General features: G+C 44.8%; 16 protein-coding genes. All 16 read right to left on the bottom strand.

What is annotated here, in order from left to right; genetic code table 11:
• Positions 1-85 precede the first annotated feature (85 nt).
• Positions 86-769: a (d)CMP kinase gene (gene cmk / locus NI469_RS00810; RefSeq protein ID WP_004278855.1), complete on the bottom strand. Its 684-nt coding sequence runs from the start codon at positions 767-769 to the stop codon at positions 86-88.
• A gap of 17 nt (positions 770-786) precedes the next feature.
• Positions 787-1,218: an SRPBCC family protein gene (locus NI469_RS00815; RefSeq protein ID WP_253174233.1), complete on the bottom strand. Its 432-nt coding sequence runs from the start codon at positions 1,216-1,218 to the stop codon at positions 787-789.
• A gap of 60 nt (positions 1,219-1,278) precedes the next feature.
• Positions 1,279-1,794 (bottom strand): tRNA adenosine(34) deaminase TadA, encoded by a 516-nt coding sequence (gene tadA, locus NI469_RS00820; protein ID WP_253174234.1) that lies wholly within the window; start codon positions 1,792-1,794, stop codon positions 1,279-1,281.
• A 6-nt stretch (positions 1,795-1,800) separates the two neighbouring features.
• Complete coding sequence (locus NI469_RS00825) at positions 1,801-2,922, bottom strand: enoyl-CoA hydratase/isomerase family protein (RefSeq protein ID WP_253174235.1); 1,122 nt, start codon at positions 2,920-2,922, stop codon at positions 1,801-1,803.
• Positions 2,919-3,632: a uracil-DNA glycosylase gene (gene ung, locus NI469_RS00830; RefSeq protein WP_253174236.1), complete on the bottom strand. Its 714-nt coding sequence runs from the start codon at positions 3,630-3,632 to the stop codon at positions 2,919-2,921. The genes NI469_RS00825 and ung overlap by 4 nt, the downstream gene beginning before the upstream one ends.
• Positions 3,633-3,678: 46 nt before the next feature.
• Positions 3,679-4,275 carry a 6-pyruvoyl trahydropterin synthase family protein gene (locus NI469_RS00835; RefSeq protein ID WP_004278864.1) on the bottom strand — a complete coding sequence of 199 codons (597 nt, stop codon included), beginning with the start codon at positions 4,273-4,275 and terminating at the stop codon, positions 3,679-3,681.
• Positions 4,276-4,427: 152 nt separating this feature from the next.
• On the bottom strand, positions 4,428-5,396 hold the full coding sequence (gene gspK / locus NI469_RS00840; RefSeq protein WP_253174237.1) for a type II secretion system minor pseudopilin GspK: 969 nt from the start codon (positions 5,394-5,396) through the stop codon (positions 4,428-4,430).
• A 12-nt stretch (positions 5,397-5,408) separates the two neighbouring features.
• Positions 5,409-6,044, bottom strand: coding sequence for a type II secretion system minor pseudopilin GspJ (gene gspJ, locus NI469_RS00845; protein WP_253174238.1), 636 nt, complete (start codon positions 6,042-6,044; stop codon positions 5,409-5,411).
• Entirely contained in the window at positions 6,041-6,562 is a 522-nt protein-coding gene (gene gspI, locus NI469_RS00850; RefSeq protein WP_253174260.1) for a type II secretion system minor pseudopilin GspI, read from the bottom strand. Before gspI ends, gspJ begins: the two co-directional genes overlap by 4 nt.
• Before the next feature lie 61 nt (positions 6,563-6,623).
• Positions 6,624-7,175: a type II secretion system protein gene (locus NI469_RS00855; RefSeq protein WP_004645465.1), complete on the bottom strand. Its 552-nt coding sequence runs from the start codon at positions 7,173-7,175 to the stop codon at positions 6,624-6,626.
• A gap of 14 nt (positions 7,176-7,189) precedes the next feature.
• Positions 7,190-7,804 (bottom strand): TetR/AcrR family transcriptional regulator, encoded by a 615-nt coding sequence (locus NI469_RS00860; protein ID WP_005252237.1) that lies wholly within the window; start codon positions 7,802-7,804, stop codon positions 7,190-7,192.
• A gap of 41 nt (positions 7,805-7,845) precedes the next feature.
• Positions 7,846-8,619: a TatD family hydrolase gene (locus tag NI469_RS00865; protein WP_005106566.1), complete on the bottom strand. Its 774-nt coding sequence runs from the start codon at positions 8,617-8,619 to the stop codon at positions 7,846-7,848.
• A 27-nt stretch (positions 8,620-8,646) separates the two neighbouring features.
• On the bottom strand, positions 8,647-8,988 hold the full coding sequence (locus NI469_RS00870) for a PilZ domain-containing protein (RefSeq protein WP_004278877.1): 342 nt from the start codon (positions 8,986-8,988) through the stop codon (positions 8,647-8,649).
• 15 nt (positions 8,989-9,003) lie between these two features.
• The gene (locus NI469_RS00875) at positions 9,004-9,984 is read right to left on the bottom strand and encodes a DNA polymerase III subunit delta' (protein ID WP_253174239.1); all 981 of its coding nucleotides are present in this window, start codon (positions 9,982-9,984) and stop codon (positions 9,004-9,006) included.
• Positions 9,985-9,998: 14 nt separating this feature from the next.
• Complete coding sequence (gene kdsB, locus NI469_RS00880) at positions 9,999-10,760, bottom strand: 3-deoxy-manno-octulosonate cytidylyltransferase (RefSeq protein WP_253174240.1); 762 nt, start codon at positions 10,758-10,760, stop codon at positions 9,999-10,001.
• 12 nt (positions 10,761-10,772) lie between these two features.
• Positions 10,773-11,777, bottom strand: coding sequence for a tetraacyldisaccharide 4'-kinase (gene lpxK, locus NI469_RS00885; protein WP_253174241.1), 1,005 nt, complete (start codon positions 11,775-11,777; stop codon positions 10,773-10,775).
• Position 11,778: the final 1 nt, after the last annotated feature.

An 11,778-nucleotide genomic window follows, 5' to 3' on the forward strand; every position in this document is an offset into this window, starting at 1 on the left:
TTGGATCAGACAAGGCCGGTTTAATTAAGCATCTACATAGTCCATATAAAACTGATCAAGCTATGCGTTTGCTGATAAAATTGGGTTAATTTGCTAACTGCTGATCCACATAAGTGGTCATCAGCTGGAATACTTCATCGATATTCAAATCTGAACTATCAATAATGTAAGCATCATCCGCAGGCTTGAGTGGAGCGACAGCGCGTTCCGTATCTCGTTTATCGCGAGCGATGATATTAGCTAAAATGTCGCTTATTTTAACATCCAGCCCCATGCCCTGCAACTGCTTTACACGTCTTTGCGCGCGTGATTCAGCCGAGGCCGTCAAATATATTTTTGCCTGAGCATTCGGGAAGATACTTGTCGCCATATCACGTCCGTCTGCTACCAGACCAGGCGCCTGTGCAAAGGCATGCTGACGTGAAACCATCGCTGTTCTAAGCTCAGGAATTGCTGCAACTTTTGAAGCAAACTCTCCTACCCGTTCAGTTCGAATAGTTTGGGACACATCTTCACCATCCAGCCACACCTGCACCCCGGTGTCGGTACTGACAAACTGGATATCTAAATTTGTTGCGATTTGTACGCATTCTGGCAATTTCGTGTCTAGCGAATCCAGCAAATCATGGTGATGCAATGACAAACCCAAAAGGCGGTATAAAGCACCAGAATCTAATAAGTGAAACTGATAATGTGCAGCTAGTTTCGCTGCTAACGTGCCCTTGCCAGACCCACTTGGACCATCAATGGTAATAATTTGAACTGTCATTGCTTTCCCGTTGTTGTTTAAACAGATTTTGCGAGCTTTGTCAGGCCTAGTTTAATCGCTACCTGTAACTGTGCAAGGATTAATTTACTCACAAAAGGCGCACGTGCCTGTAATTCAATCGTATAAGTTACTAGCGTTTTGTCATCAGCCAGTGCTTCAAATTCAATAATGCCTAAATGATGCTTGATCAACGGATTTTTAATAATCTGATATTCGATGCGATTATTTGGCTCGAATAAGGTAATTTGTTCTTTCAGCGGCTTTACTGGACCCATACCCATTGCACGAACCGAACCGAGTCCATCAGGATATTCAGCATCCGCAGAATCCTTGATTCGTTCGACCTGCATCGGCGCAAAGGCAATATTATAAGTGGCATGCTTAGACATTAAATCAAAGACATCATCAAGCGCTGCCGGGAATTCTTTTTTTACTTGAATGCTGTTCATTATTGTTCCTGAATATTGCAGATATTTGAAAGTAAGTAAATTTTAGCGGATAAAGCAGATTTATTTCTGCGTATTTAATAACTTTTCTTGTAACTTGAGTTCTCGTTTCTGCTCGCGGCGCAACTTAAAAAATGAACTGAGCTGTTCAGAGCATTGCTGCTGCATGCAGCCTGCCTGGAAAGGAAATACGTGATTATAATAACCGGTTTCAAACAGTTGACGCGCACTCACCAGTGAACCTGCTTTCGCTTCAAATGCACCAAATACTACCCGTGAGACCCGCGAATGCACCAGCGCACCGACACACATGGTGCACGGCTCAAGAGTCACATAGAGCACCGCATCATCAGGTAAACGATAATTTTGGATGTTTTGACAGGCATCACGTAGCGCAACAATTTCCGCATGCGCAGTGGGATCATTCAACGAGATCGGTGCATTAAATCCCTGACCAATGATCTGATTTTGGCTGACGATAATTGCCCCGACAGGGATTTCTCCCTGTGCAGCAGCAAGTGCAGCCTGCTCGTAAGCACGCTGCATCCAGTATTCATCTGTAAATTGTGTTTCGGACATTGAAGCTTAAATCACACCATAATGCTTGAGCAGCTCATTCCAGCTTTCAATAGTCGTAACTGGAGGATTCTCAGACAGGATCCCTTTCAAGCTCATATCTGCACCTTTTTTCCACTCAGGACTAAGGTCTTTGTCGACCAGACGTGCACGCACACCTTCGACAAAATCATGATGACGGATTTTCCAGTCAGAAATTTGCACTTCCAGTTCAAAAACTTCTTTCCAGGAATGTACCTGCTTACCCCATTGCCATAATAGCCAGGTCAAGGCTGCAGTGGTGGGTGAACCTTTTTTAAGGTTTTCACTGGCCTGACGCAACCAGTCACTACGTGCATCACTCAGGCCAATAATCGATTCATAATCATGCTCGAAGTTGATACCACGGCACACACTATGAATGACATCCAGAGAGTTCTGCAATGGTCCCGGGCCGACTGGACGATGCATACCGTTCAGGGTGTCATCAATGGCGCGAAAGTCACCTGCAGGATAATGATCCCAATCGATATTAATGACTTTATCCAAAACTGAATCACGCTGTGCATCACAAATATGGGTTGCCCAGCCAATCCCATAAGCGCCGGCAGCCGTCATGATTGATCCGGTCAAGCCGGTAAATAGACCAATCGCACCACGATCTGCCAGGAAGCGGGTCGCACCCACATCTGGATATAAACCGATATTGATTTCAGGCATGGCCAAACGTGAATATGGCGTCACTAAACGGAAAGGCGCTGCCATAAACAGGCCCAAGCCACCGCCCATCACATAACCTTCACCCCAGACTAAAACGGGTTTGGCATAATTATGTAATAACAGATCGAGTGCATATTCTTGCTCAAAAAATTTATTGGCAGCCGCGACTTCATCATTAATCACTAACTGACGCAGCTTACGCACATCCCCACCCGCGCAGAACGCTTTTGGTGTGGTTGAATCTAGCCAGATGGCTTTTACGCTTTCATCATGATGAAAGTCCTGAAATACTTCCAAGAGTGCGGAAGCGATCGATTCATCTAGCGCATGCAAAGATTTCGGGCGATTTAAACGAACGATACGCCAACCATTGTGCGCTTCTTCAACAATCAAATCCGGATGATAATGTTTAGTAAGGGGAGAATATTTCATGCGTCCAGCTGCCAATCTATAGGCTCAATGCCATGTTGTTTGAGGTAATTATTCGATTTTGAAAATACTTTGCAACCAAAAAAACCACCACGGTTTGCGGCCAAAGGCGATGGATGTGCTGCCTTTAACACGAGATGCTTGTCTTGGTTGATGCGCTGTCCTTTACGCTGTGCGTATGCGCCCCAAAGAATAAAGACAATATGTTCACGCTGTTCATTTAATACATCAATAACTTGATCGGTAAATTCTTCCCAACCGCGCTTTTGATGCGAAGTCGGCTGACCAGCTTCGACGGTCAGTACTGCATTTAACAGAAGCACACCCTGCTCTGCCCAATGTGTCAAGTCACCATGCTTCGGTCTTTCAACCCCGAGATCAGCATGTAACTCATGAAAAATATTACGCAAAGATGGTGGTAATGCAACCCCCTTTTGCACGGAAAAGCTTAATCCATGCGCCTGATTTGGGCCATGATAAGGATCTTGCCCTAAAATTACCACTTTCACCCGATCTAGCGGTGTGGTATTCAAAGCATTAAAAATCAGATGATTGGGAGGATAAATCGTTTTATCAGCTTTTTTTTCTTCAAGCAGAAAGGCTTTTAATTGGTCCATCTTTGGACTCAGCAAAAAATCACTTAATGCATATTTCCAGCTTTCATCCAACTGAACTTTACTCAGCTTGGCCAGTTGCTGTTCATTTAAAGACATTCTTCAATCCTAAATCTATGTCAATGGATTTAAAGTCACGCAGACTTTAAATCTGTACCTGTAAATCTACTGTAGGGTTATGAAATGGTGTGCCCTGTTTGAGCTTGGCAAACATGTCCGGATCTGTCCATTCAGCCTGCACTTGTTCAGAGAACTCAAGTTGCTCCAGACTAAGGATGCCCATTTGTTCATTTTGAATATCTTCTAAAAAGCTTTGTGCATAGCCGGTGTCGGTTTCATGCACAATCACAGAATAGACTTCGACATCGCCTTCACCATTTTGAGTCACGGTCGATGCCAGCACCTGCTGTGCCAGAAAGAAGAAAATACGTGAAAACTGTTCTGCTGATGGCGATACCGGCAAAGACACCCAGCGCGCACTGAAATTCTTGCAGGCCTGAATATATTCCGGATCGTCATTTTGCCAGAAACAAATGGCATGATCGAAAGAATCAAAGAAATCCTTAATCACACCTTTAAGCAGACCAAAGTCATAGACCATTTGACCATGATCTAGCTTCGAGGCTTTTAGCAATAACTCGACTTTATAACTATGGCCATGGATCGAACGCTTACAGCGATCTGACGTGCAGTTACGCACAATATGAGCATTCTCAAACTTAAATAACTTACGAATTAACATATGCCGTAATGTCGTCAAAAAATAGGTGAATTAATTTTGATTATAAAGCAAAAGTAAAGCTTTGAGGATTAATTTTGCTGTTTAGCATGATAGGGAAAAGGCATCAGTCCGGCATTGTTACTTCTACAATCTGTATAATTTATAAACTATGATCAAAATGGCGCCATGCTGCGGTATGCCACATAAACCTGTTTGTCCTGACGAACCAAATCACTACTAAACTGGCGCTTACGCTCACTTAAAACCACTTCGACTCGGGCTTTAAAATAATTGGATTGCACCCCAAGCAGACTGTTAAACAAATTACGCTTGTCCGCATCGACCTGAGCAAAAGGCTCCAGTGACCACAGATCAGATACATTGGAAAAGTGCTCCAAATTGGCCTGACGCTGATCCAGCAATTGCTGCACCGCATTCACATCCAGCTTTTCATCCATACTGGCCAAAAGAAAAGCTGAAGCCGTATTAATATTGACCGGACTTTCCTGCATCGGTGCAGCACTCAGATAAGGTGCTATCAGTTTGTACTTATTTTCCTCAAAACCACGTACCAGCTTTAATTCCTCTACGCTGTGAAATTTTGCATTCGGTGGTAAAGCGGCATTCGGTAAGCCTTGATAATAGTTAGATTCGGCGCCCATGCCGCCACTGACCAGCTCGTCTGCATCCTGCCAGTCAATGACTGCTTCACTGAGCTGTTCCGGCAAACCGGCACGTTTTAGAATCAGCTCGAACCATGCCTTGGCATTTTCATTGACGCTATCTTCAGCAGTGATCAGGCTATTTAAATTAAACTTGCCCGATTCATCCTGAATGATTCCGGAAACATAACCATCATCTACCGGAAAAGCCGGCATGGGCTGCGCCCAGGTTTCCTGTAGATGATCAACTTCTGCGGCATTTTCAGCATCATCCACCAGCAATTCAGAAAAAAAGGCCTCGGCACTTTTGGCATACATGAGAGACTGGTTTTGCCGCATCAGATAGGCGGTACTTTCAGCAGTTGCAGCCTGACGTTGCGCAATCGTGGCTGCCAGAATAGTCGCCAATGCCACCATCACCAGAATGGTAATCAGTGCAATGCCCTGCTGCTGCTTCAGCCTCTGTTTATTCATTTTCATTTCTTATGATTCTTAGCCGGGTTGACCTGTATTCTGATTATCAAGCAAAAAGTCCGTATTTAATAAACTAAACAGCCACTCATAGCTGACGCCATTCACGGTTAAATCGATTTTAATGCCTTTGGGCAAGCGCTGTTTCTGCTCTCGCTGATTTAAATCCATAGAAGAATCAGGCCACTGTGTGAGTTCATTTGGATTCAGCACCACAATCTGAAATTGCTCAACTTCTGATAATAAAATACTGGATTCAGGCTGATCACGACCGGTCTGATTCAGGTTGCGATATTTCAGTCGATACAGTTTTTGTTCATCGGCCCGATACTGATATTCAATGCGTTCATCTGGCGAAATACCCTCCTCCAGAGGATCAGTCACGCCAGTTTTACTAAAATTAAAACGGCCATTTTGCAAAACCAGAGCCGGTTGAATATCACCATTAATATTGGCCGTTAAAGGGACTGCCTGTACCGTATCCCGTAAAATTTGCTGATAGGTTTCCTGTAGCTGACCTAGACGCTGTTCATGTACTGCATTTTGATCTTTGGTTTTGACAATATAATCAAAAACTTTCCAGCCCAAAGCAGACAGCACTGCAAAGATCGCAATCGCAACCAATAATTCGACCAGGGTAAATCCTTTAGGCTTCATGGCGTATTGTTCATGCGATGATTAAAGAACATTAAACTGCTGATCCCGGATGTAACCTGGCCGGTATCCGGATTCACCAGACTGACCTGTAGTTCAATACGCTGCACATTGGGACTGATCGTCGGTTCACTGCGCTTGTCAATTTGCCAGGTTTCGCCTTGCTGGGTCAGCTGTTTGGAGGCCGTACCATCCATCCATTGCTGATTGATTTCCATTTGAGCCACTTCGTTCAGGGCAATAAACTGTGCTTTGGTGCGCAGAATGGCATTCGAGGTTGACTGGGTATATTGCATTGCAACTTTGGTCAGCGTCATGGCTGCGGTAGCGAAAATTGCCAGTGCAACCATAACTTCCAATAAGGTAAAACCTGAGGCACGATTAAGTCGAGTAACACTCGACCTGAGCGACATTGTCGCGCAAGAAAGTCCGAAAGCTATGCTTGAGGAGCAGCGATGAGTGAAATGCTGTTTCACCGCTGCGCAAGACGAAGAGCTCTGCTCGAAGTGCCCACAATGCAATCGATCAGCACTCGACTTAAATGATTTGATCACCCTAGAGCACACACTTTGCTTGAAAGATCTAGATTTCATTGATTTTACCCAGATGATCCACCTCAATCGCAGAGCCGACTTCGCGATCTTCTAAAAAGAACTGAATCCGTACCGGCTTGACCTCACCATTCCCCAGCCAGATCAATTGAGGAGAATTCGCCTGCGTCAGATCACGATTTTGCGCACGGGCATAACGCTGTTGTTCTAGCCCCTGAATCCGAAAAGACACATGATCCGGCAGCTTACGTAATTTAAACTCTGTATAATTCTGCCATTTTTCATTTTGCAGGTTCTGTTTAGTCTGCGCTGCTGAACGATATTCTACAATCCCATAACGAAATGGCGAGACATCGGTAGCGGGTTGCAGATCAAGCGCCAGTATTCTGGACTGGTCATTCGCCTCACGCATGACCCGCTGCAAGTCTAATAACAAAATCTCGCGTGCCTGCATGGCCTTACGCTGATCGACACCACTGGTATTCAGCAATACCAGTGAGGCCATGATTCCCATAATCACAATCACCACCATCAATTCGATGAGGGTAAAGCCACGAACTGCGCTGTGAGATGATCTGATCATACTAAGCTCTAACCTTAGGCAAACTGCTCGGCAGAATGCACCTGCTTTGGCAAAGCCAGTGCTTGATCGATATAGGCCACACGCAAGGTATCGCGTGAACCCAAGTAACGCTGATAGAAACTGGAATTGAGAATTGCGGCTGCACCATGGGTCAGCGACCAGATCGACGCTAGATAATCGCGTACCGACATGCGGCTATTAATAGAAGCCAGATAAGTTTCTGTCATACGGATAATCAGGCGTAAACGCTGTTTGCGCACCTGATAAAGTTCGCTAAAAAGGTGCTGGATTCCAACCCCAGTTGTCGACAGGCGTTCTTCAATCTGATGAAACAGCACGGTTCGTTCCGGATGATGTAAATGATGCAGCATAAAGAAGGCCAGATGTTCAGGAAAGGCTTTATCGCTATCCTGAATCATTTCCAGCAACATGCGCTCATTACGGATAATCAGCAGCATGTACAGCTCATCTTTACTCTGAAAATGTTTATAAAGTGTCCCTTTGGCCAGATCAAGCTCGGCAGCCAGCGCATCTAGCGTCATTCCTGCTTCACCATTTTCCAACAGGAGCTGTTCTGCAACTTGAAAAATCAAGGTTTCTCTTGCTCGAAACTGAGCCTGACGATCCATCTTCACCCTATAAACTCTCTTTGTACTTTATATAACTTTATTTACTTTAAATTCAGAAGATTTTCAAAGTTCTGCTTTGTGATAAAAGCCATTTCTTCTAGCGACTTATCATATACATCGCAAAGCGCTTTGGCTACATAAGGAACGTATTTAGGCTCATTAGATTTGCCACGATACGGCATTGGCGCAAGATAAGGACTATCGGTTTCAATCAGCACACGATCCAGCGGAACCTGTTTGGCGACATCACGCAGATCCTGCGCATTTTTAAATGAAACAATTCCGGAAAATGACACATAATAGCCGCAATCCAGTACTGCTTTAGCGGTTTCCCAGTCCTCGGTAAAACAGTGCAGGATGCCATGCGTAGATTTTTCCGCGCGAATAATATCGACGGTATCATGCTTGGCGGAACGGGTATGAACGACTACAGGTTTTTTGGTGATTTGTGACGCATGGATATGTCGGGCGAAACAGGCTTTTTGCTCTGCAATAAAATCGGTACTGTGATAATAGTCCAGACCTGTTTCACCGAGTGCCCAGACTTTCTCCGGTTGCGCCAGTTCGACCAGATATTCAGTCGTGGCACGCGCCATGGTTGCAGCATCTTCGCAAGGATGTACGCCAACGGTATATCCGACATCTGCATGACGCGCGGCAATTTTGGCCAGCTCGATATGATCATCCAGATCGACCGAGATACTCATGAATTTGGAAACACCGGCTTCACGAGCCTGAGCCAATGCCTGATCCAGATCACCATGATATGGTGTCAAATCAAGCAGGGTTAAATGACAATGAGTATCTACAAACACGATGCGTTCCTACCAAGGGTAAATTAACTACATAGTGTAACTTTTACGTCCTTCAGATTTAAGACCTGCAACCAGACGATCTGCTTCATTTTTAAAATAAACGCCTTTTTCACCGCTTAACTGGATGCCAAAGCCTTGTGGCTTGATGCCATTCTGCTTTTGCGAGACCCAGATGACTTTACCGGTTAAAGGAATTTTCTGGGTCTGGTCAGGCAAAGTCGTCAATACAAAAACCTCTTCGCCCAGTTTGACCGGCTGCTTGGAAGGAATAAAAAGCCCACCACCCACAACATAAGGCATATAGCTGGCAAACAGTGTTTCAATGTCAGGAATATTGGCCTGAATAATACCGCCCATACGTGGTTGCATGTGATTTCCCCTTAATTAAAGATTCATCAGCTTGATAAACAATTCATCAATAACCAGATTGCTTTGGACATTCTGTTCAAGGAATTGTTTAGCGCGCTGAAAATCTTCATAAATTTTAAAAAGTGCTTCTAATGAATATTGTTCGGCAAGTACATTGAATTCCAGATCAATGTTTTTCACCGTTTGATTTAGCTTGACACAAATTAAATCGGACAACAAGTATTCAAACATTTGAGCAAATTCACCAAAACTCAGGCTTTTATTCCATTTGGTCGCAATTGCCAGTGGCATATTTTTTTGCATGACCAGTTTTTGCCAGTCTTGCAGGAATTCCTGACGTAGTGGCAGCCAGGCACTTTGTGCAACCTCTAGTGCCTGTAACGGCATCTGATTGGACAGGTTCATCAATAACTGTTGTTGGCTAGCACCTGCATCTGGGAGCTGATTCTGGACATAATCGCTAAATTGTTCTGCGGAAATCCGGTCCAAAGCAAAATGCTGCAAACGACTGCGTATAGTCGCGGGCAATTTTAAATAATGATTCGCCAGTAAAATAATGACCGTATTATCACCGGGTTCTTCCAGTGTTTTGAGTAAGGCATTGGCAGAGGCAATATTCAAGGCTTCTGCCGGCTCAATCACAATCACGCGCCAGCCATCTACAGTCTGTTGCACAAAAGGCAGCAGATCGCGAATCTTCTCGATCTTGATTTTGGCATTCTGTTTTTTATTGTCGTCGTCGGTACTGATATGCACATAGTTGGGATGGGTGTCTGCCTTTAACCATTGACAGCTACTGCATTTACCACATGGCCCGGCAGGCTGACGATTCAGGCATAACACCCAAGCCAGAAACTGTTGGGTAAACGCTTCTTTACCACAGCCTTTTTTTCCATAAAACAATAAACCATGTCCAAGCTTGGGAAAGCGCCCGGTCAGGGTTTCCCAAACCTGTTGCTGCCATGGATAGATATATGCATTGACATCAAAAGGCATGTATTTGACTCTTCTTAGGCAAAATGGGAAAGATCCATCTGATTCAGGCGATCCAGATCTTCCTGAGTATCTACCCCTGGCGGCAAATTGGCTTCAGCCACCGCAATGGCAATACGGTGTCCATTTTCCAGTACCCGTAACTGTTCTAGAGATTCCAGTTTCTCCAGCACACCCATTTCCCAGGTCACATATTCTTGCAACAGTTTTACCCGATAGGCATATAGACCTAAATGACGATAGGCCTGATCATGCAGCTTCGGTTCAGCGAGTTTCGCGCCATCACGGTCATAAGGAATGGTAGCACGGCTAAAATACAGTGCTTGCTGGTGTTTTGACATGACAACTTTTACAATGCTGTCACGTTTGAATTCATCCAGTTGATGGATCGGCTCACATAGCGTCGACATGGAAGATTCAGGCTGATCTTCCAAGAGTTGAGCAACCTGTTTTACCAGTTGCGCCGGCAGTAAGGGTTCATCCCCCTGTACATTGACAATAATGTCCTCACTGGCCCAGCCTTTGATTCGAGCCACTTCACTCAAGCGGTCTGTGCCTGAAGGGTGATCCGCCGAGGTAATGACAACATCAATGCCTTCAGCACGGCAAACGGCAGCAATACGCTCATCATCAGTTGCCACACACAGATCATCAAAACCTTGCACTTTTTTGGCTTGGTCCACTACCCGCAGAATCATGGAACGACCATGAATTTCCAGCAAAGGTTTACCCGGTAAACGTGAACTGGCGAAACGTGCAGGAATAACAATGTGTTTCATAATGAATGAGCCTTAAGAAATTTGAATACCGTATTGTTGTAACTGTTGCTGCAAGACTGTATAGCAGGCTGGCGATAGGACTGCATCGACTGGCACCACCCAGATATCCTGTTTAAAATCTGGATATTGTTTAAGTAGCGCCATAATTTTTATTGCGTCTTTTTCAGTGGTAATAATCGGATTGTTATCATCGAACTGTAAATCTTCAATGTCATAGTCATGATGGTCTGGAAACTCATGACACTGAAATTGTTCTATGCCTAAATTTTGCAAGGTCTGATAAAACCGCTGTGGAAAGCCAATGCCGACTACCGCATAAAAAGCCGCTTGAGGATCAAAGATTTTATTGTTGTCCTGATTAAGCAAATAAGGCTGTGATGCAGCCAGATGCATATGCAGTTCAGAGCTTGGGTTAGCCGAATGCTCAATTACGGTTCCCGTTTTCAAACGGGTCACTGGTTCACGTAGATAACCTTCTGGAAGCAGTTTCTGATTACCCAGACCGCGATTATTATCCAGCACAATCCACTCAATCTGGCGATTCAAGGCCCAATGCTGCAGGCCATCATCACAGATAATCAGATCCAGTTCATGTTTGTGCAGCAATAACTCGATACTTTTCTGCCGGTTGGGACCAACTGCCATCGGCACGCCTGTTGCCTGTACAATCAAGGCAGGCTCATCTCCGACAATCTCCGGCAAGCTATTAAAGTCGACATAGGCAGGAAATGGACCTTGGCCGCCATAGCCTCGACTGATCACGCCTACCCGAACATTTTTCTCGGTTAAATAATCCACCAGATGAATCAACAAAGGTGTTTTACCGCTACCACCGACTGTGATGTTACCAATTACCATAACGGGAATTGGTGCACTATAACTTTTTTTAATGCCTTTTTGATAAAGCCAGTGATTGCTGACAAAACCCAGGCGATACAACCATGACAAAGGACGCAGCACCACCAGCCACTTTGCCTGTGCATTCCAAGCATCCTGAATGATTTGTGCCAGTGCCATA

This window comes from Acinetobacter lwoffii, assembly GCF_024129735.1.
Taxonomy (GTDB): domain Bacteria; phylum Pseudomonadota; class Gammaproteobacteria; order Pseudomonadales; family Moraxellaceae; genus Acinetobacter; species Acinetobacter lwoffii_H.

Excerpts from the sequence above, each read along its gene's own strand:
- kdsB (WP_253174240.1), bottom strand. The coding sequence starts at position 10,760 with ATGAAACACATTGTTATTCCTGCACGTTTCGCCAGTTCACGTTTACCG.
- gspJ (WP_253174238.1), bottom strand. The coding sequence starts at position 6,044 with ATGAAGCCTAAAGGATTTACCCTGGTCGAATTATTGGTTGCGATTGCG.
- NI469_RS00875 (WP_253174239.1), bottom strand. The coding sequence starts at position 9,984 with ATGCCTTTTGATGTCAATGCATATATCTATCCATGGCAGCAACAGGTT.
- NI469_RS00855 (WP_004645465.1), bottom strand. The coding sequence starts at position 7,175 with ATGATCAGATCATCTCACAGCGCAGTTCGTGGCTTTACCCTCATCGAA.
- NI469_RS00835 (WP_004278864.1), bottom strand. The coding sequence starts at position 4,275 with ATGTTAATTCGTAAGTTATTTAAGTTTGAGAATGCTCATATTGTGCGT.
- NI469_RS00815 (WP_253174233.1), bottom strand. The coding sequence starts at position 1,218 with ATGAACAGCATTCAAGTAAAAAAAGAATTCCCGGCAGCGCTTGATGAT.
- tadA (WP_253174234.1), bottom strand. The coding sequence starts at position 1,794 with ATGTCCGAAACACAATTTACAGATGAATACTGGATGCAGCGTGCTTAC.
- ung (WP_253174236.1), bottom strand. The coding sequence starts at position 3,632 with ATGTCTTTAAATGAACAGCAACTGGCCAAGCTGAGTAAAGTTCAGTTG.
- NI469_RS00860 (WP_005252237.1), bottom strand. The coding sequence starts at position 7,804 with ATGGATCGTCAGGCTCAGTTTCGAGCAAGAGAAACCTTGATTTTTCAA.
- lpxK (WP_253174241.1), bottom strand. The coding sequence starts at position 11,777 with ATGGCACTGGCACAAATCATTCAGGATGCTTGGAATGCACAGGCAAAG.
- gspK (WP_253174237.1), bottom strand. The coding sequence starts at position 5,396 with ATGAAAATGAATAAACAGAGGCTGAAGCAGCAGCAGGGCATTGCACTG.
- NI469_RS00825 (WP_253174235.1), bottom strand. The coding sequence starts at position 2,922 with ATGAAATATTCTCCCCTTACTAAACATTATCATCCGGATTTGATTGTT.
- cmk (WP_004278855.1), bottom strand. The coding sequence starts at position 769 with ATGACAGTTCAAATTATTACCATTGATGGTCCAAGTGGGTCTGGCAAG.
- NI469_RS00870 (WP_004278877.1), bottom strand. The coding sequence starts at position 8,988 with ATGCAACCACGTATGGGCGGTATTATTCAGGCCAATATTCCTGACATT.